Annotated in this window: 20 protein-coding genes; 10 read left to right on the top strand and 10 right to left on the bottom strand. The window is 64.0% G+C overall.

What is annotated here, in order from left to right; translation table 11 throughout:
• The 4 genes from ACN6KF_RS32295 to ACN6KF_RS32310 all read left to right on the top strand — a co-directional run bounded on the left by ACN6KF_RS32295 (position 1) and on the right by ACN6KF_RS32310 (position 4,674).
• Positions 1-795 (top strand): class II aldolase/adducin family protein, encoded by a 795-nt coding sequence (locus tag ACN6KF_RS32295; RefSeq protein WP_434960969.1) that lies wholly within the window; start codon positions 1-3, stop codon positions 793-795.
• Between the two features lie 151 nt (positions 796-946).
• Complete coding sequence (locus ACN6KF_RS32300; RefSeq protein ID WP_434960970.1) at positions 947-1,384, top strand: MarR family winged helix-turn-helix transcriptional regulator; 438 nt, start codon at positions 947-949, stop codon at positions 1,382-1,384.
• Positions 1,385-1,643: 259 nt separating this feature from the next.
• The gene (locus ACN6KF_RS32305; RefSeq protein WP_434960971.1) at positions 1,644-2,996 is read left to right on the top strand and encodes an MFS transporter; all 1,353 of its coding nucleotides are present in this window, start codon (positions 1,644-1,646) and stop codon (positions 2,994-2,996) included.
• 1 nt (position 2,997) lies between these two features.
• On the top strand, positions 2,998-4,674 hold the full coding sequence (locus ACN6KF_RS32310; RefSeq protein WP_434960972.1) for a GMC family oxidoreductase: 1,677 nt from the start codon (positions 2,998-3,000) through the stop codon (positions 4,672-4,674).
• 102 nt (positions 4,675-4,776) lie between these two features.
• Here the strand turns inward: ACN6KF_RS32310 and maiA are convergent, their stop codons facing one another.
• The 4 genes from maiA to ACN6KF_RS32330 are packed head-to-tail and all read right to left on the bottom strand — an operon-like array spanning position 4,777 to position 7,792.
• Positions 4,777-5,424 carry a maleylacetoacetate isomerase gene (gene maiA / locus ACN6KF_RS32315; RefSeq protein ID WP_434960973.1) on the bottom strand — a complete coding sequence of 216 codons (648 nt, stop codon included), beginning with the start codon at positions 5,422-5,424 and terminating at the stop codon, positions 4,777-4,779.
• Positions 5,421-6,122, bottom strand: a complete 702-nt coding sequence (locus ACN6KF_RS32320) for a fumarylacetoacetate hydrolase family protein (protein WP_434960974.1) — start codon at positions 6,120-6,122, stop codon at positions 5,421-5,423. Before ACN6KF_RS32320 ends, maiA begins: the two co-directional genes overlap by 4 nt.
• Positions 6,123-6,155: 33 nt before the next feature.
• On the bottom strand, positions 6,156-6,716 hold the full coding sequence (locus tag ACN6KF_RS32325) for a maleylpyruvate isomerase N-terminal domain-containing protein (RefSeq protein WP_434960975.1): 561 nt from the start codon (positions 6,714-6,716) through the stop codon (positions 6,156-6,158).
• On the bottom strand, positions 6,713-7,792 hold the full coding sequence (locus ACN6KF_RS32330; protein WP_434960976.1) for a cupin domain-containing protein: 1,080 nt from the start codon (positions 7,790-7,792) through the stop codon (positions 6,713-6,715). The genes ACN6KF_RS32325 and ACN6KF_RS32330 overlap by 4 nt, the downstream gene beginning before the upstream one ends.
• A gap of 215 nt (positions 7,793-8,007) precedes the next feature.
• Here ACN6KF_RS32330 and ACN6KF_RS32335 point away from each other — a divergent pair, with 215 nt between their 5' ends.
• On the top strand, positions 8,008-8,436 hold the full coding sequence (locus tag ACN6KF_RS32335) for a MarR family winged helix-turn-helix transcriptional regulator (protein ID WP_434960977.1): 429 nt from the start codon (positions 8,008-8,010) through the stop codon (positions 8,434-8,436).
• A 134-nt stretch (positions 8,437-8,570) separates the two neighbouring features.
• Here ACN6KF_RS32335 and ACN6KF_RS32340 read toward each other — a convergent pair whose 3' ends face one another.
• Together ACN6KF_RS32340 and ACN6KF_RS32345 are read right to left on the bottom strand one after the other, a co-directional pair.
• Positions 8,571-9,377, bottom strand: a complete 807-nt coding sequence (locus tag ACN6KF_RS32340) for a family 1 encapsulin nanocompartment shell protein (protein ID WP_434960284.1) — start codon at positions 9,375-9,377, stop codon at positions 8,571-8,573.
• On the bottom strand, positions 9,370-10,443 hold the full coding sequence (locus ACN6KF_RS32345; RefSeq protein WP_434961362.1) for a Dyp-type peroxidase: 1,074 nt from the start codon (positions 10,441-10,443) through the stop codon (positions 9,370-9,372). The genes ACN6KF_RS32340 and ACN6KF_RS32345 overlap by 8 nt, the downstream gene beginning before the upstream one ends.
• Positions 10,444-10,602: 159 nt before the next feature.
• On the opposite strand from ACN6KF_RS32345, the gene ACN6KF_RS32350 reads away from it, so the two are divergent.
• Both ACN6KF_RS32350 and ACN6KF_RS32355 read left to right on the top strand, forming a co-directional pair.
• Positions 10,603-11,232 (top strand): PqqD family protein, encoded by a 630-nt coding sequence (locus ACN6KF_RS32350; protein WP_434960978.1) that lies wholly within the window; start codon positions 10,603-10,605, stop codon positions 11,230-11,232.
• 12 nt (positions 11,233-11,244) lie between these two features.
• Complete coding sequence (locus tag ACN6KF_RS32355; protein WP_434960979.1) at positions 11,245-12,039, top strand: glycosyltransferase family protein; 795 nt, start codon at positions 11,245-11,247, stop codon at positions 12,037-12,039.
• 39 nt (positions 12,040-12,078) lie between these two features.
• Here the strand turns inward: ACN6KF_RS32355 and ACN6KF_RS32360 are convergent, their stop codons facing one another.
• The 4 genes from ACN6KF_RS32360 to ACN6KF_RS32375 form a co-directional block, all read right to left on the bottom strand.
• Entirely contained in the window at positions 12,079-12,207 is a 129-nt protein-coding gene (locus ACN6KF_RS32360) for a hypothetical protein (RefSeq protein WP_434960980.1), read from the bottom strand.
• Between the two features lie 92 nt (positions 12,208-12,299).
• The gene (locus ACN6KF_RS32365) at positions 12,300-12,716 is read right to left on the bottom strand and encodes an organic hydroperoxide resistance protein (RefSeq protein ID WP_434960981.1); all 417 of its coding nucleotides are present in this window, start codon (positions 12,714-12,716) and stop codon (positions 12,300-12,302) included.
• A gap of 190 nt (positions 12,717-12,906) precedes the next feature.
• Complete coding sequence (locus ACN6KF_RS32370; RefSeq protein WP_434960982.1) at positions 12,907-14,226, bottom strand: sensor histidine kinase; 1,320 nt, start codon at positions 14,224-14,226, stop codon at positions 12,907-12,909.
• The gene (locus tag ACN6KF_RS32375; protein WP_434960983.1) at positions 14,223-14,963 is read right to left on the bottom strand and encodes a response regulator; all 741 of its coding nucleotides are present in this window, start codon (positions 14,961-14,963) and stop codon (positions 14,223-14,225) included. The genes ACN6KF_RS32370 and ACN6KF_RS32375 overlap by 4 nt, the downstream gene beginning before the upstream one ends.
• Positions 14,964-15,534: 571 nt before the next feature.
• On the opposite strand from ACN6KF_RS32375, the gene ACN6KF_RS32380 reads away from it, so the two are divergent.
• The 3 genes from ACN6KF_RS32380 (at position 15,535) to ACN6KF_RS32390 (ending at position 19,038) form a co-directional block, all read left to right on the top strand.
• Positions 15,535-17,307 (top strand): cytochrome c biogenesis protein DipZ, encoded by a 1,773-nt coding sequence (locus tag ACN6KF_RS32380; RefSeq protein WP_434961363.1) that lies wholly within the window; start codon positions 15,535-15,537, stop codon positions 17,305-17,307.
• Positions 17,308-17,452: 145 nt separating this feature from the next.
• Positions 17,453-18,019, top strand: a complete 567-nt coding sequence (locus ACN6KF_RS32385; protein ID WP_434960984.1) for a TetR/AcrR family transcriptional regulator — start codon at positions 17,453-17,455, stop codon at positions 18,017-18,019.
• Positions 18,020-18,069: 50 nt separating this feature from the next.
• Positions 18,070-19,038 carry a quinone oxidoreductase family protein gene (locus ACN6KF_RS32390; protein WP_434960985.1) on the top strand — a complete coding sequence of 323 codons (969 nt, stop codon included), beginning with the start codon at positions 18,070-18,072 and terminating at the stop codon, positions 19,036-19,038.
• The last annotated feature ends 3 nt before the right edge of the window (positions 19,039-19,041 follow it).

The following is a 19,041-nucleotide window of genomic DNA, read 5'->3' on the forward strand; positions in this document are numbered from 1 at the left end:
ATGTGTGTCGATAAATCCCACGCTTTCGAGGATGCCGCCGGCGTCATCGTCGCTGACCAGGCGGGCGCCGGAGCAGCCCCGTCACCGACGCTGGTCGAGGACCTGGTCAACGCCAACCACATATTGTTCGATCAGGGCGTCGTGGACGCCTTCGGCCATGTCAGCGTGCGCCACGATCGCCGCCCGGACCGTTTCCTGCTGGCGCGCAACATGGCGCCGGGACGGGTGGCGGCCGAGGACATCATCGAATTCACGCTCGACGGCGAAGCCGTCAATGCCGGGGGACGACGGGTCTATCTCGAGCGCTTCATCCATGGCGAGATCTATCGCCGCCGCCCCGACGTGACCGCCGTGGTCCACAGCCACTCACACGCGATCGTGCCCTTGAGCGTGTCGAAATCCACAAGGCTGCGAGCCTTGTTCCACATGGCCGGATTCATCGGCCAGGCTGCCCCCGTCTTCGAGATCCGCGATGCGGGCGGCGACAGCACCGATTTGCTCATCAGCGACAACGCGCTCGGCCGCGCACTCGCCGAACAATTCGACGCCAGCGACATCGTGCTGATGCGTGGCCATGGCTCGACAGTCGTCGCCCAATCGCTGCCGCAAGCCGTCTACCGGGCTGTTTATGCCGAACTCAATGCCCGCTATCAGCTCGAAGCCAGCCGTCTTGGCGATGTGACCTATCTCAGTGAGGGCGAAGGGCGCACGGCCGCGCAGAATATCGAGGCGCAAGTGCACCGGCCCTGGGATCTATGGGTCGAGCAGGCGAAGGCACGTCGCAAAGGGAGCTGACGAACGTCGAGTTCGGACGATGGATGGATTGGCGAGGCGGCTGGCGTTCGCCCGTTACCAATCTGCGTTCGGGGCCTTGCCCGGTAGGCTGCTTTGATTTGCCTTGGCCGATGATTTAACTATCGTCCGGCGGAAATTGGGTAGCATTTCGATGACAGAACTCTATGGCATGCCGGGACACCTGATCCGGCGCGCGCAGCAGATATCGAGCAGCATCTTCGCCGAGGAGTGCGATGGCTTCAATCTGACGTCGGTACAGTTCGCGGCGCTGTTCACTATACGCGCCAATCCGGGCCTGGACGCGACCCGGCTCTCGAGCCTGATCGCCTTCGACCGCTCCACCATCGGCGACGTGCTCGAGCGTCTTGAGGCGAAGAAATGGATTCGGCGGCGGGCCAGCCCGAGCGACAAGCGAGCCAAGCTGCTCTACCTCGCGCCGGCTGGCGAGAAACTCCTGAGCGACGTCGAGCCGGCCGTCCGCCGCGTGCAGGAACGCCTTCTCGCCCCCCTGCCGCCGGAGAGCCGCGCGACGATGATGCGCTTGCTGACTGAGCTCGTCAGCCTCCATAACGATAATTCGATCCCCTGAACGCGCTTTCCTAATCCACGTCCGCCGACCATCGTGATGGAGCAAAGCGTTCTCGATTTAATTGACAGTATACATAATATATGTATACGTACTAAAATAACCCAACCGAATTGGGCAGGCTCGCCAAGCCATCACCGGACAGATCGGTCGTGAAGGCGATCTTGCAGGGCGGTGCCACCCGATTTCGGCAATTTTCAAAGAACGATTCCGGCCGGCTCCCTCGCGGATAAAGACCGGCAATTCGGGGAGAAACGAGACCATGGCGAGCCCTTCGCTCAACGTTTCGCGGCTGATCGACGAAAGGCCGATCAGCGGGCTGCAGATCGCGGTGATCGGCCTGTGCGGCCTGATCAACTTCTTCGACGGCATGGACACCCAGTCGATCGGCGTGGCGGCGCCGTTCATCGCCAAATCACTGGGCCTGACCATCCCCCAGCTCGGCCCCGTCTTCTCGGCCGGCCTGCTCGGCGCAGCTCTTGGCGCCATCGGCTTCGGCGCTATCGCGGACAGGGTCGGCCGCAAGCGCCTGTTGCTGATCGCCGCGGTGCTCATCGGCGTCTTCACCCTGCTCACCGCCTTCGCCCAGTCTTTCAACGGCTTGATGCTTTGCCGTTTCCTCGCTGGCATCGGCCTGGGCGGCGCCACGCCCTGCTTCATTGCGTTGACTGCCGAATATACGCCGGAGCGCCACAGGGCGACCTGCGTGACGCTGATGTGGTCCTCCTTCCCGCTCGGGGCGATGGCCGGTGCCTTCATCAATTCGCGGCTGATCGAGCATTTCGGCTGGCAGATGATTTTCTATATCGGCGGCATGCTGCCGCTGGTGATTGCCGTCATCCTGGCGATTTGGCTACCGGAATCACTGAAATTCCTGATCGCACGCCGCAATGACACGGCCGCGGCGCGACGCATCCTCAGGCGCATGAGTCTTGCCACCGTTACCGACAGCACCCTGTTGACCGCCGACGGCGACAAGACCGAACGGGCCTCCTTCGGCTCGGTTTTCCGCGGAGGACGCGCGCTCGGCACGCTCCTCCTCTGGGGGCCCTTCTTCACAGGGATGGGCGTGCTGACCCTCACCGTGCTGTGGACGCCATCCCTGATGGGCATGAACGGCATCTCGCCAGCGGACGGTGCCTTCGTCGTTGCCTTCAACGGTCTCGGCGCCTTCTTCGGACAGGCCATTGCCGGCCGCTGCATCCAGCGGTTCGGCATCATCCCGACCATGGTGCCGGCCTTCATCCTCGGTGCAGCCGCCACGGTCGGCCTGGGCTACAGCGTAGCGTCCGTGCCCTCGGCCGCCTTGTGCATCGGCCTCGTCGGCCTGTTCCTCGGCATCGGTACGGCCGGCGCCATCGCCATGGCCGCAGAAGTCTATCCCACCGCCATTCGTGCCACCGGCGTCGGCCTGAGCATGGCGGTCGGGCGGTTCGGGCAGGTCTGCGCCCCCTATTTCGTCGGCCAGATGCTCGCCATCGGAGCTCTGCCCAGCGTGATCATGATTACCGCCGCCGGCGCGGCCATCATCGGCGGCATCTTCGTGCTCTTCTTCAAGCTGTGGCTCTCGCACAGACCTGCCACGGCCGCCTCCGAACTGAAGGCGGCGTCCTGACATGGCCATCGTGCCCCCCGTCCAGGATGCCGGCACCTATGACTTCGTCGTTGTGGGAGGCGGCTCTGCCGGATGCGTGCTGGCGCACCGCCTGACCGAGAGCGGCGCCAGCGTATTGCTGCTCGAGGCCGGGCAATGGGACCGCGATCCCCTCATCCATATCCCTGTCGGCATCGGCAAGATCTTCCCGCAACGCTTGCATGACTGGGGCTATTTCATGGAGCCAGATCCCGGCATCGACGGCCGTGGCATCGAATGCGCCCGTGGCCGGGTGATCGGCGGCTCGTCCTCCATCAATGTGATGGCCTATGTGCGCGGCCATCGCAGCGACTATGACCGCTGGGCGCAATCGGGCCTCGACGGCTGGTCCTATGCCGATGTGCTGCCCTATTTCCGCCGTTCCGAAACCTGGGAAGGCGGCGGCGATGCCTATCGCGGCGCCGAGGGTCCGCTGCGTGTGCAAAGGACCCGCTATCGCGACGCCATTCTCGGCGATTTCATCGAAGCCGGCCGCCAGGCAGGCTATCCCGTGACGAAGGACTACAATGGCGCACAGCAGGAAGGCTTCGACTACGTCCAGGAAACCATCCACGCTGGCAGACGCAACAGCGCCGCGACCGCCTATCTACGCCCCGCCCTGGGCCGGAAGAACCTGCGCGTCATCGTCAGCGCCCGTGCCGATCGCATCGAAATGGCGGACGGCCGCGTCACCGGTATTCACTTCAGCCAAGGCGGTCGCCCCCAATTTGCCCAAGCGCGGCGCGAGGTCGTCCTGGCCTGCGGTGTGATCAATTCGCCCAAATTGCTGATGCTCTCGGGTATCGGCGGCCCTACGCATCTGGCCGGGCATGGCATAGCGGTGAAGGTTGCCAGCCCCGGCGTCGGCAGCAATCTGCAGGACCATCTTTCGGTCATGGCGACCTACCGCCGCAAGAGCCCGAGCCTGTTCCAGCGCGAAATGCGTTATGACCGCCTCGCCGTTGCCATGCTCAAATCGCTGCTACGCAAGGACGGCTTTGCTTCAGACGTGCCGATCGGCGTGACCGCCTTCCTCAAGACGCAGCCGGACCTGACAGCCCCCGATGTCCAGTTCCTGTTCCTGGCGGCGCCCTTCCCTGCCCGGCCCTATCTGCCGCCCTTCACCAGACCGGTGCCGGATGGCTTCGGCTGCCGCGTTGCCCTGCTGCGCCCTGAGAGCACCGGCTCGATCACGCTCAGCTCAGCCGATCCCGAGGCCAAGCCGTACATCACGCCGAACTTCCTGACCTCGGAGCGCGACCGCGACACGCTGCGCGAGGGGCTGCGCATCCTGCGCAGGACGATGAACCAGCCGGCGATGGCACCCCATATCGTCCAGGAAAACGCGCCGGGCGTTGCCGCCCAGGACGACAACGCACTGGATGCGTTCATCCGCGCGACGTCTGTGACCGTGCATCACCCGGCGGGAACCTGCCGGATGGGCGCCGCGCAGGATGCGCGGCGCGTCGTCGACGGGCAGTTGCGACTGGTCGGCGTGGACGGGCTCAGGATCGTCGATGCCTCGGTCATGCCGGATCTGGTGGGCGGCAACATCAACGCGGTCGTGATGATGATCGCGGAAAAGGCGGCCGACATGATGCTGGGCAGGCCCGCCTTGGCCCGCGCCGCCGATGCGTATGAACAAACCGTCATTGCATGAAGAAAAAACGGCGATGCCACGCAGCTTCGCCGGTTTTTTGATGATTTAGTCCGTAATTATTTGCCTGCCCGGGCCAGTAGAGTTGGGGAGGCCGAGGCGCCATCATGCCTCCCAGTCGGGCTGCTTCCTCGGATGGGCGTCGGCGAAGGCGGGAAGCGCCTCGCAGGCGGCATGAACGGCCAGGAGGCGCGGCATGGCCGATAGATCGGCGCCGAAGCGCTGGGCCGAGAAAACCTGAGGCACCAGGCAGACATCGGCTAGGCCGGGAGCCTCCCCGAAGCAGAAGGTGGAAGGCGCGCGACGGGCAAGTATTGCTTCGCAGGCGGCAAGACCATCGATGATCCAGCGCTGGCACCAGCCATCCAGCGCCGCCTGATCGGCAGCGAAGCCGGTCTTCAGATAATCGAGAACGCGAAGGTTCTGCAGCGGATGGATATCGCAGGCGATGACCTGCGCAAAGGCGCGCACCTCGGCACGCAGGTTCGCATCCTCGGGAACCAGCTTCAGCCCTGGCTGCGTTTCGTCAAGCCATTCGATGATGGCAAGCGACTGGGTGAGGCGGAAGTCGCCCTCCTCCAGTGTCGGCACCAGCGCCTGGGGATTGAGGGCGCGATAGGCCGGCGCCTTCTGCTGTCCGCCATCCCGGCGCAGATGCACCGACGTGAAATCATAGGTCACGCCCTTGAGGTTGAAGGCGATGCGGCAGCGATAGGCCGAGGACGAACGGAAATAGCCGTGAAAGCGGATCATTCCGCTGCCCCGATCGTGAGCTCGATCGGGTCGAGACCGTCGATGCCGCCGGTGATGACATTACCGGTCACCACGGCACCGACGCCGGCCGGCGTTCCGGTCATGATCAGGTCGCCGGGCTGGAGATGGTAGTAGTGCGAGAGATGGCTGACGATCTCTTCCACCTTCCAGATCAGGTCGCTGAGATGGGCCTCCTGCTTGATCTCGCCATTCACCGCCAGATGGATGCGCTGGGGTCCGATGGCGGCGAAATCAGCGACCCCGGTGATGGGGGCGAACACGGCGGATTGCTCGACATCCTTGCCGAGATCCCAGGGGCGCTGCTTGGCACGCGCTTCGAGCTGGAGATCGCGGCGCGTCATGTCCAGGCCGCACGCATAGCCATAGATGGCCTTCTGCGCCGCGGCGACGTCCGCCTTGAAGACCGGCGCGCCGATGGCAATCACCAGCTCCATCTCGTAGTGGAAATTCGACGTGCCGGGCGGATAGGCGACCACCGCACCACTCTGCTCGGCGGTCAGCGCCGATTTGGTGAAATAGAACGGCGCCTCGCGATCCACCTCGACGCCCATCTCCGCGGCATGGGCGGCGTAGTTGCGGCCCACGCAGAAGATGCGGTGAATGGGATAGGCGGCCGCCTCGCCCTTTACCGGCACCGTCGGCCAGGCAGGCGAGGGAAACAGGTTCGCACTCGTCATCGGATTCTTCCCTTGCTGTGATGTCGCCTGCCCTCAGGCTCGGAATTCGAGCGGCAGGTCGCGCAATCGTGCCCCATTGTCCAGTTCAAGGGCTCCGTGCCAAAGTCGGCGTGCCCGTTCCATCGCCGTGCCCCGCAAAGGCCGTGCGTGCCCCTCAACATCGGCCACAAGCGCCTCCCAGGCGGCACCCGGCAGATCGCGCCAGACCACGTTGAGATGCACGGCAGCGTGGTCGAACAGATGACGCAGGGCTCGGGCGGGCAGCGTGGCGCCGAGCTCGATATCCTCGATCCGCCCTGCCTCGTCGTCATAAAGGGGTGGGACCGCCTCGCCTGCTGTCGCCGCCTCCATCTGCCGGCTGATCGCCCGCGCCTGATAGGCGACGTCGCAGATGACATGCGCGCGGGTCCAGCCGGGAACGCGGGATGGCGCGTAGAGCGCGGCGTCCCCGAGCTCGCTAAGCTTGCGGGCGAAATAGGCCGTGCCCAGCCGCGCCAGCCGCAGATCTTCCGCCGGCGCTTCCGGCGCATCGTAGCGCGCGCCGAGCCCCTGCCGCTCCTGCAGGGCTCGGCGGGCGGCGTCGAGGTCGCTCATCGCTCCCCGTCCTCGACCAGCGTGCGATCAAAATTCAGGCGCTCGATGATGGGTGCGTCCGAAAAGCGGAACAGGTCGAACCGGGTTTCGGCCTGCAGTGACCAGGCGATCCAGGAAGGAACCACGAAGATGTCACCCTTTTCGAGCTTGTGCGTCACGCCGCCCATCACCACCGCGCCGCGACCGTCGAAGACCTGGAACACCGAGGAACCGACTTCCCGCCGCACCGCCGTCTCCACGCCTTCGCGCAGGCGATGGAATTCGGCGCGGATGGTCGGCATCACGTCCCCGCCGGTGGTCGGGTTGACATAGCGGATCGCCGCGTGACCCTGCTCCACCGTGGCCGGCTGGCCCTCCTCCTCGAGCAGCAACTGCTCGGTGAGCGCTCGGTCGGTGTAGTCCCAACGATAGGCGCCGATGGGCGAGGAAACGGTGTTTCGCAACCCCGACAGCGGGCGCAGGCCCGGATGGCACCACAGCCGCTCGCTGCGCGAGAACTGCGGCGTGGCGTAGTCGGTCACGCGCTCCGAACCGAATTCGAAGAAGCCGACATCGTTCTGGTAGGAGAAGGGAATGTCGAGGCCGTCGATCCAGGCCATCGGCTGGTCGGTCTCATTGTGATGGCCATGGAAGTTCCAGCCCGGCGTCAGCAGGAAATCGCCCCGGCTCATGCGCACCGGGTCGCCGTTCACCACCGTCCAGACGCCCTCGCCCTCGACGACGAAGCGGAAGGCGTTTTGCGAATGGCGATGTTCGGGTGCGGTCTCCTTTGGGCCGAGATACTGGATGGCACACCAGAGCGTGGGCGAGACATAGGCCTCGCCACCGAGGCCGGGATTGGCGAGCCCGATAGCGCGGCGCTCGCCCCCACGGCCAACCGGAACGAGGGCACCCGAGGCCTGCGCCAGCGGAAACAGATCCGACCATTTCCACACATGCGGCACCGCCTTCGGACGGGGATGGCGCGGCATCAGATCGCCAAGCTGCGTCCAGAGCGGATTGAGGTGCTGGTCCTTGAAGTCGGCATAAAGCTGGCGCAACGCCGGCGTGTCTTCAGGCTGCATCGCATTGGCCATTGTCGTTCCTCCCGATGAGAATAGTACGTATACTTACTATTTGATTTTGTCAATGGTTGTCGCGCATGCGGAGCGCTGCTAAAGCGTTTTGCGATGTGGCGGTCACGCCAAGAATCGCGACGACGCTCTCGCCAATCCGTTGGATTGGCTTGGAACCAAAGAGCTAGAGCAAGCAAGCGTTGCCGTCTCAACGCGCTTTGCTCGAGGAAGCGGATATGGCGTTCATTCACCACCTTCCCGGGCACCTGATCCGGCGGCTGCATCAGCTTTCCGTCGCGACCTTCACGCAGAAGACACAGGAAGCCGGTTTCGATCTGACCCAGCTTCAATTCGCCGTGCTGTCCGTGCTGGCGGAGAATCCGCAGATCGATCAGGCCACGCTGGCCACGCTTGTCGACATGGACAAGGTAACGATCGGGGATGTCGTCTCGCGGCTGGAGGCGCGCCAATTGATCCGCCGCCTCGTCAAGGCATCGGATCGGCGCGCGCGCATCCTGACGCTGACCCCAAGCGGCAAGGCCCTGCTGGAAGAGGTGCGGCCTCTGGTGGTCGCAATTCAGGCAGAGATCCTGCGCACCTTGACGCCCGAGGAGCAGACTGGCTTCCTGGCTCTGGTCACCAAAATCTGCAGACCGTCGGCCTGAGAGGGCCGCAGCTCAAACGACAATCCGCCGCACCGGACTCGATTGACCGCACCGAAAAAGGCCGAGTGCCTCCGATCGCGGCGCTCTCAGCGCGCTCGATGGCAAAGCACCCGCCTTATACTGGCGACCCTGCCCTATTTCTTGGCGGGCAGGAGCGCGACGGCTGCCTCCGTCGTCAACAGGCGGAAGGTCAGGCTTTCCTGGAAGTAGAGCTGGACCGATGTCGCCGAATGGCTGGCATAGCCGATCGAGATGTCCTGGCCCACGGACAATTCGAAATCACCGCCTCGCGTCGTCAGCACCAACCCGCCCTCGATCGCCGGGGCCCAGATGATTCCCCCCTCCACCAGGCGCTCGACATGCTCGAAGACCGGATAGCCGTCGTCGCTGCCGCCGGTGGCAGCCGTATAGGCATCGGCTCCCAGCACCAGCGCATAGGGCCCATCCACCCCCGCCAGCCGCAACTGGCTCACTGCCTGTGCGACAATGTCCGGATAGCTTTTCACCTGGGCCGGAAGCGTCAGGGCCGGATTGGAAAGGCCCTGACGGATGCCCTCGATCCCGGCCGCGGCAAAGCCATCGAAGACCGCGCGATCCTCGGCAAAGGCGAGCTTGCGCGCCGCTTCCTTCACCGGCGACCAGTCCGAATCCGCCGCACCCCGCTCCACATCGTCGATGGCCTGGCGTGCCAGCTCGAAGGGAACGCGCAGTTCCACCAAGGCCTTCACCTCCCGCTGGGCGGCTTGGACCCCCTCGCCCGGCCCTGCAAGCGGAAGGATATGACCGGTTCCCACCGCCGATGTCGCCAGGCCCTGCGGGCCCTCGACGTCCACCACACGACGGCCGGCCAGATGGCGCTTGAGGGTGCGCGTCGCCTCCTCCTCGATCTGCGCCCAGGCGCCGTCGGAGATCGGTGCCAGCTCCCGATGAAGATTATTCATGGCCTGCTTCCTTCTTGAGCGATCCAATACCGAGCGAGCCGTCACCGCCAGCCGGCCGCGAACCAGAGCTTTGCGCAGGCTCGATATCTGCGGGAACCGGTTCGGCCGTCGCCGGCGCGGCAGCATCGGCCGCCACATCGTCCAGGAACGTCGCCGACGGCACGAAGAACAAGGAGCCGGTCACCGCCCGGCTGAAATCGAGCAGCCGGTCGTAATTGCCCGGCGGCCGGCCGATGAACATGTTCTCCAGCATCCGCTCGATCCGGCTGGGCGAGCGGGCATAGCCGATGAAATAGGTGCCGAACTCGCCCTTGCCGACGTCGCCAAACGGCATGTTGTCGCGCAGGATCTCCAAGGCCTCGCCATTCTCCTCGATCGAGGTCAGGACGTTATGCGCGTACGGCGCCTTGAGCGCATCGTCCTGCTCGATGTCGGACAGCTTGGCGCGCCCGATGATCTTCTCCTGCTGCTCGACGGGCACCTGGTTCCATCCGGTCAGATCATGCAGATATTTCTGCACGATCACATAGCTTCCACCGGCGAAGGCGCCGTCCTCCTCGCCGATGAGAGTGGCATCCACCGCCGCCTGGTCGACCGGGTTCTCGGTACCGTCGACGAAGCCGATCAGGTCGCGGTCGTCGAAATATTTGAAGCCATGAACCTCGTCGCTGCCGGCGACGGCGTGCCCGATCCGCGCCATGATCTGCGTCGCCAGTTCGAAGCAAAGGTCCATGCGCCGGGCGCGGATGTGAAACAGGATGTCCCCCGGGGTCGAGACCGCATGATGGACGCCGCGGATCTCGCGGAAGGGATGCAGATCCTTCGGCCGGGGCGCTCCGAACAGCCGGTCCCATAGATCCGAGCCGAAGCCCATCACGCAGGACAGCCGCCCCTCGAGATCCCGGAACCCCACCGCCCGCAAAAGCCCCGACAGATCCGCGCACAACGCCCGGACCGCCGCCTCCGACTCCCCGCCGGGCTTGACGGTTACCACCAGGAAAATGGCTGAACGCGAGAGGGGAGCAACGACCGGCTGCGAAATGACGGGTGGCAAACTCGACTCCATCATCAATTCATTATGCGGCCAGCAAGCACGAAGGCCGCCAAAGACTCAAGACGATGCCTCACCATATCCCGAGCCTCATTCACAGCGGGGTGCCGAATCTCGACCGTCTGCAGCGGATGCCGGAGCGGCTTCTCTTATCTGCACCTTGCCGAGATCGATGTGAAGAAGGTTACGGCACTCTTCTTTGATAATCTGCAACGATCCTCACACCGGCCGGGTCTGGACGATATGTCTGCGCCGAGGCGCCTGGAAAGACAAACCATGCAAACATGGCTTCTGCCGCCTGTCGGCAACGCGGCGATGCTCATGACAGTCCTGGGGGATGTAGAACCGGTCTGCCATCCAGCGTCGATGCGCGTCCGGTCACGGAAGGAATTGTTGCTCCCTATCGCGGGCGCAGTTTCGTCGCTATCATCATACCAATGCGGCGTCGGCCGGAATTGCGCGGATAGTGTCGACGCAGGGCATGGTGATCTATTTTCGGTAAGACCTTTGGATATGAGCGACAATACAAGACAGCTTTTCAGGCAAAGTATCGACCTTGAGAGCAACGAACTGCCCGACGGCTATGTCGTCTATGACCGGGGGCGCGACAAGGTCCATTTCCTCAATATTACGGCGGCTATATTGTTCGAACTGTGCGACGGAAGGAATACCGTCGCGGCGATGGCAGAATTCCTGCAGAAGCATTTCGAATTGCCCTATGTCCCGACGGCGGAAGTGGAAGGCTGCCTGGCGGATTTGCAGTCCCAAGGGTTGATAGAACACGCCCAGGCTGAAGCCGTTTAGGAGAGTTTCAAAGTGGCAGTCCGATCCAAAGGCACGACCTCGGCGCGAAGCGCCTGTCCGTCCGTGCTCGTGCTCACGCCCGTCAAGGATGCCGTTCCGCACCTCGACCGCTATCTCGGCCTGCTCGACAGGCTGGATTGGCCGAAATCGCGCTTGAGCATCGGTCTCCTCGAAGGTGACAGCGTGGACGGTACCTGGGACAAGCTCCAGGAACTCAAGCCAGGCTTGTCGGCGCGCGCAAGACGCCTGTCGCTGTTCAAGCGAGACCATGGTTTCAAGATTCCGACGGGCGTGCATCGCTGGGCACCCCAGATTCAGCTCCTGCGCCGCCAGATTCTGGCGCGGGCCCGCAATCAACTTCTGTTCCGGTCCCTGCGCGACGAAGAGTGGGTTCTCTGGCTCGATGTCGATCTCGTCGAATATCCGCCCGACGTCCTGCGCCGCCTGATGGCGACGGGATTCGAGATCGTCCATCCCCACTGCGTGACCAGGCCGGGCGGGCCGACGTTCGACCAGAATGGCTGGCGGGAGCATGGCAGCAAGATGCTGTGCGACCTGCGGGAGAACGAAGCCGTCCGTCTGGACGCGGTCGGTGGAACGATGCTGCTGGTCAAGGCGGACCTGCATCGTGACGGCCTGATCTTTCCGCCTTTTCTCTACGGCCGCAGCAATCCGAGGATCCGTCCCCAGCATCCGATCTGGGGACAGGGAGAGATCGAAACCGAAGGCCTCGGCATCATGGCCCAGGATATGAACGCCCAGTGTTGGGGGCTGCCCAACCTGGAAATCCTGCACGCAAACGGCTGAACGCCTGTTGGCTCAGCCCGTCCCTGTGGTTCTGGCCGGTCATCGCGGCAGATCGGGGGGCAGCTCCCCCGTGAGAGCCAGCAGCCCGGCAAGGGATGACGGCTCCCGGGAGCCGGGCTCATAGACGCAGGAGGCCGCCAGGATCGCCAGGCCCAGAATGCAAATCATGATCCGTTTCATTGGAAGCCTCGCTGGGCGCGGCGATGCCGCGCCCTCTCGGTTGGGTGTGGAAGACGCAACGTGACGGTAAGCTCGCTTCCTCAGACGAGGGCGAGCTCCACATCGATGTTGCCACGCGTCGCCTTCGAATAGGGGCAGGTCTGGTGAGCTTCCTCGACGATGGCCTGCGCGAACTCGCGATCGAGGCCGGGCAGGCTGACCTTCAGGCGCGCCTGCAGGAAATAGGCGCCCTCGGTGGTGCCGAGATCAACTTCAGCATCGACAGCCGTATCGGTCGGGAGCTTCAGCTTGCGCTTGCCAGCCGCAAGGCCCATGGCGCCGATGAAGCAGGCCGACCAGCCCGCCGCGAACAACTGCTCGGGATTGGTGCCCGGCTGGCTGCTGCCGGGAGGCGACAGCTTGATGTCGAGCCGGGCATCCTCGCTGCGTGCAGCCCCGTCACGGCCGCCGGTGGTGTGGGTCCGGCCGGTATAGAGAACCTTGTCGATCTTGGTCATGATACACTCCTGTCCATCTTGGGTTGTCGATACCGCCACCTGCGGCATCGGAAAGACCGGAGTGTCTTGAAGGGGGCGTTTGTCCGCCATGTTTCCGAAAACCCAGGAAGTGTAACAAACGGTAGTTTCCGGGGAGATCGACATGCAGGCATACCGCAATGCCGGAAAGCCTTGGAGAATGCTCCGGCAGTCAGCGGATGACGACTTCCGCCGCCAGCCCCCCGCCGTCGCGATTATAGAGCCGGACCGCACCGCCGATGGTGCCGGCCAGTTGCTGGGCGATGGCAAGGCCGAGGCCCGTGCCACCGGTCTCGCGATTGCGGGACTGTTCCAGCCGGAAAAAGGGCTGCATGGCAGCCTTCAACATGTCTTCCGGGATGCCGGGTCCGCGATCCATCACCGTGATGACAATGTTGCCCTCGGATCTGCGCTCCACGCCAATCTCGGCGGCACCGGCAAATTTCAGCGCATTGTCGATGAAGTTCGAGAGGATGCGCCGCAGCGCATGCGGCTTGGTCGATGCGACGCCGTCGACACAGCCAACCACCGTAACGGCCTTTCCGGTATCTTGATAGTCGTAAGCAACGCTGTCGATGAAGGAGACAAGGTCGATGCGCGCCGCTTTCTCGCCGCTGCTGTGCGAGCTGCGCGCATAGGCGATGCCGTCCTGGACCAGACGTTCGATTTCGCGAAGATCCCGCACCAGCTTGTCCTTTTCCACTGACTCATCGGCCATGTCGGCCCGCAGGCGCATGCGGGTGATCGGGGTTTGCAGGTCATGGGAGATCGCGGCGAGAATCTGGACACGCTCTTCGAGATAGTGAGCGATGCGCTCAAGCATTGCATTGAAGGCTCGGGCCGCATGGGCGACTTCGCTCGGGCCGGCCTCGCTGAGCGGGACGCTTTTCGCATTGGGATCGAGGGCGTCGGCCGCCGCCGCGAGTTCACCGAGCGGGCGGATGGCCTGCCTTACGGCAAACCAGGTACAGAACAGAAGGAGCGCCATCTGCAGCATCAGCACGTAAGGAAGCCAGTCTGCGATCGGCATGACGCCGCGTGGCGTGATCTCGATGGTCAGGGGGCTGCCGTCGCTCAAGGTCAGATGGGCCTGCAGGCGGTTGCCCTCACCCGGTATGGCTTCGATGCGCAGGGGGAAACGGGAACCGGCTGCACTCTCCAGTTTGGCCGCGATCTCCTGGCCATGGCTGGAGGTGTTGGGCACACCGGGAAGGCCCGGCCCCAGCGCGAGGTTGTAGTTGCCGCGGCTCAGCCAATCCAGCAACTCAGGCCTTTCGCTCGCCGGCGTCCGGTCGAGAACGGCGATCGAGGTCGCCACATCGTTTTCCAGCGTGCGCAGCATCAGCGCCTTCGCCGACATATAGCGTTCGGCGTAGAGGACACCGAACGACAGGCCATAGGCTATCGCCAGGCCTGCAAGCAGGATCAAAAACAATCGGGCGCGAAGGCTCTTGGGCCACCACAGCGGGTGGAACGCGCCGTCCACCATCATGGCCGGGGCTCCGAGATCTCCACGGGAACGGAGAGAACATAGCCTTCGCTGCGTACGGTCTTGATGTAGGTCGGCTCGCGCGCGTCATCGCCGAGTCGCTGGCGCAGACGACTGACCAGCAGGTCGATCGAGCGGTCGAACAGGTCGGCATCGCGGCCTTGCGTGAGGTTCAGGAGTTGATCGCGGTTGAGGACGCGCTGGGGATGGTCGATGAAGACGCGCAGCAACCGATACTCGGCCCCGCTCAGCGCGATTTCCGTGCCCTGCCTGTCGAGGAGATGGCGGCCGACGGTGTCGAGCCGCCACTCGCCGAAAGTCAGAAGCTGGCCGGCCTCGCTGATCTGCAGATTGGGCGGCAGCATGCGGGTTCGCCGCAGGACGGCGTTGATGCGTGCCAGCAGTTCGCGGGCGGCGAAGGGCTTGGGCAGATAGTCATCGGCGCCCATTTCCAAGCCGATGATGCGGTCCATCTCGTCGCTGCGGGCTGTCAGCATCAGGATCGGTATCGCCTTATGCTTTCCGGCTCGCAATTCGCGGCAGAGCACGAGGCCATCCTGGCCGGGCATCATCACGTCGAGCACGATCAGGTCGACCGTATTGGCGTCGAGGAAACTGCGCATCTGGCGTCCATCGGCAGCGGCCGAGGCACGAAGGCCGTTCTTCTTCAGATAGCTCGATACCAGATCGCGAATTTCGCTGTCGTCATCGACAATCAATACGTGGTCGACATGTTCCATGCCTGAACTTCCTGCTTGCGCCAGTCACTCATACCTGCGCTCGAAAATGCCGACGCATTCGAGCCGGGTATTACATCGCAACACCATGTCTTCTAGAGCAACGTCTTCTAGAGCAATGCGCGTTTTGTTGAAAACGCGCATTGCGCCAATTCGTTGTTTCCAAGCCAATCCATCGGATTGGCTTGAGCGTCTCGGCGATTTCCGGCGGCGCCATCAAATCGCCAAACGCTTTCACCTGCTCGAAGTCTCATACAAGGCGCAGAAATCAGGGCCGCGGCAGTGCGAAATTGGGCCAGCGCGATGTATCCTGGATGTGTCCCTCGCCGGCGCCCATTGCATATGGATGTAGGATCCGGCGGGCGCGGATACGTTCCGATACAATCGAGGCTCTATCGGTCACTTCTCGGGTTTTGTGTCGTCGTGTCGCCACCAGAGCCCCGGCCTACACGCCGGTACAATCGCCCAAGGCCTCCGACACATTCACGATACTCGCGCACGCCACATCAGCCTCCTTGCTCGTCGGGCCTCCCTGCCATCGTGGGCCCGGCACTCCGTTGCACAGGAGACAATGATGGTTCTTCTAGCCATTGCCTATTTCGGCGGCGTGCTGACCATTCTCAGCCCCTGCATCCTGCCTATTCTCCCCTTCGTCTTCGCCGGAACCGGGCTGCCTTTCCTCCGCGGCAGGCTGCCCATGCTTGCCGGCATGGCCGGCAGTTTCGCACTGGTTGCGACACTGGCGGCTGTCGGTGGGAGCTGGGCCATCCAGGCCAATGAATTCGCGCGCCTGGCTGCGATCGCGCTTCTGGCCCTCTTCGGCCTGAGCCTGATCTCGCCGCGCGTCGCCAACGCGATCACCCAACCGATCGTCGAGTTCGGCAACCGGCTGCACAGCGCTTCAGCGGCCTCAGGCAAGCGGACGGCCGCCAGTTCGCTCGTCCTCGGTGTGGCGACAGGCCTGCTCTGGGCGCCCTGCGCCGGCCCGATCCTTGGCCTGGTGCTGACCGGCGCGGCCCTGCAGGGCGCCAATGTCGAAACGACGCTGCTGTTGCTCGCCTATGCGGCCGGTGCCGCCACCTCGCTGGCCGGCGCCCTTCTGGTGGGCGGCAGGCTCCTTGCCGCCATGAAGCATTCGCTCGGCATCGGCGAGCGCATTCGGCAGGGTCTGGGCGTGGCAGTGCTCGTTGGCGTCGGCACCGCTGCCCTGGGCTTGGACACCGGCGTGCTGGCGCGGCTCTCCTATGCCGACACGGTAACCATCGAGCAGGCCATCCTCGACAGGCTGCATGTGGATCCGCGAACCGCCATGACGTCCAGCCTCGCCGCCAGCGGCATGCTGATCGCGAGCGCCAAGGCACAGACACCCTTCCGCAGCGATCTTCCCGTCGAGGGTCAGGCTCCCTCGCTCGACGGCGCCGTTGCCTGGCTGAACTCGCCTGCCCTCACCACGGAGCAATTCCGCGGCAAGGTGGTGCTGGTTGATTTCTGGACCTATTCCTGCATCAACTGCATCCGCACCACGCCCTATATTCGCGCCTGGGCGGACAGGTACAAGGATCAGGGCCTGGTAGTAATCGGCGTTCACGCCCCCGAATTCGCCTTCGAAAAGAAGCTCGACAATGTCAGGCAGGCGGTCCAGGATTTCGGTATTGGCTATCCCGTGGCTGTCGATAACGACTATCGCATCTGGCGCGCCTTCCAGAACAGCTATTGGCCGGCCTTCTACCTGATCGATGCCCGCGGCCAGATCCGCTACCACCATTTCGGCGAGGGCAATTATCGCCAGACCGAACAGGCGATCCAGGACCTGCTGCGGGAAGCCGGCAGTGACGGGCTGGCGAAAGAGGCGGTCGCGCCCGCGGCGAAGGGAGCGGAGGCCAGTCCCGACCTCGGCAATCTCGGTTCGCAGGAGACCTATCTCGGCTACAGCCGCGACGATAATTTCGCCTCGGCCGAGCGCGTGTCGCCTGACGCGTCGCGTGACTATTCGGTGGCGGATCCCGGCCTGAACCAATGGGGCCTGTCGGGCACCTGGACCGTCGGTCCGGAAAAAGCGGTTCTCGACAAGGCGGGCGGTGGCATCGCTTATCGCTTCAGCGCCCGCGACCTGCACCTGGTGCTCGGTCCCGGCGCTGCCGGCAAGCCCGTCCGCTTCCAGGTCACCGTCGACGGCAAGGCGCCCGGCCCCGACCACGGAGCCGATATCGATGCGCAAGGAAACGGCCTGGTCAGAGAAACGCGGCTCTACCAGCTCGTGCGCCAGTCCGGCGGGGTGTCGGCGCGGACCTTCGAGGTCCGCTTCCTCGACCCCGGCGTCGAAGCCTATGCCTTCACCTTCGGATGACGGCTTCTGCTCCAACCGCCATCCGGCCGTCCGGAACGCACAGCTCCCTGTATCGAGACGGCCGGGCATCGATATGGCGGTGAAAGAAGTGCATCCCTTCAAAATTTTTCTTGAACATTCGTTCCCGAATATTTAGACCATCGATATGGCAAGACTACGGGAATTCGACACCGACGCCGCGCTCGACGCCGCGATTGGCGTGTTCAGGGAACATGGGTTCGAGGGCAGCTCGGCCCAGATGCTCGTTGACGCCATGGGCATCGGCCGGCAAAGCCTCTATGCCGCCTTCGGCGACAAGTGGCAGCTCTATTGCTCGGCGGTGCGCCGCTATGGGCTGGGAGAATGCTCCGCCCATTTCGATGCCCTGCGGAGTGGCGCGCGCGGCATGGACGGCATCAAGGCGATGCTGCGCCGGGTGGTCGACAGCGCCGACCAGTCCTGCCTCGGCACCGGCTCGGTCTGCGAGTTCGGCGCTTCCCGTGCCGATCTCGCCGAGATCAACGCTTCCTTGGCCAGAAGCCTGGGCGGCGTCCTTGCCGGCCGGGTCCGCGACGCGCAACGCGAAGGCGATGTGGCCGCCGGTCTCGATCCGGAAAGAACGGCCGAGTTTCTGATCGCCAGCATCGCCGGCATTCGTATCGCCGGGCGCAGCGGCGCCGACCATGGGATTCTGACCAGCCTGGCCGACATGGCCTTGAGGGCTCTGCGCTAAGTCTTTTTTTGCACAATTCAGGAACGATCATTCAATATAGGAGTCAATCAATGAAAGCCGTCGTCATGAACGGAATCGGCGGAAGCGACAGGTTGAGCCATGTCGAGCGCGCCGAGCCGGCACCGTGTCCCGGCGAAGTCCTGGTCGAGGTCGCCTTTGCCGGCGTCAACTTCATGGATATCGGAGTCAGGCAGGGCATGGCCTGGACAGAGGTCCCAGATCCCAAGATTCTGGGCGTGGAAGGCGTCGGCCGCGTCCTGGCATGGGGTGATGGTGTCGCGGACTTCAAGCCCGGCCAGCGCGTCGCCTGGGTCTATGCACCGGGCAGCTATGCGGAACGGATCGCGATCCCGGCCGGCGCGCTGGTGCCTGTACCAGACGCGATCGATGACCGAACGGCCGCTGCGATCATGATGCAGGGGCTCACGGCCAGTCACTTCGCCACCGACTTCTATCCGGTCCAACCCGGCGACACTGCTTTCGTCCACGCAGCGGCCGGTGGCGTGGGGTTACTACTGACGCAGATCATCAAGCTGCGGGGCGGCAAAGTCATTGGGCGGGTTTCGACATCGGGCAAGGTGGCCATGGCCAAGGCAGCCGGGGCCGACCATGTGATCGTCGACGCCGAAGGGCGGTTTGCCGAGGATGTCCTGCGTCTGACCAAGGGAGAAGGCGTCTCTGTCGTCTATGACGGTTCGGGTCCTACTACTTTCCAGGGCTCGCTCGACATAGTGCGCCGGTCCGGCACGTTCTGCTGGTATGGCCCGGTCCTGGGCGGCCCCGGCCCGCTCGACATCATGAGCCTGCCGAGGAGCATCAAGATCGGCTACGCCGTCTTTTTCGATCATATCCACACGCCCGAACTGCTACGCACGCGCTCGACCCAATTGTTCGACTGGCTGGCCGACGGCAAGCTCGAGGTTCGGGTCGGCGGCGAGTATCCACTGGCGGACGCAGCCAAGGCCCATGCGGACATGGAGAGCCGCAAGACCACCGGCAAGCTGCTGCTCGTCCCGTAAACG

The organism is Labrys methylaminiphilus subsp. lupini, assembly GCF_051161885.1.
Taxonomy (GTDB): Bacteria; Pseudomonadota; Alphaproteobacteria; order Rhizobiales; family Labraceae; genus Labrys.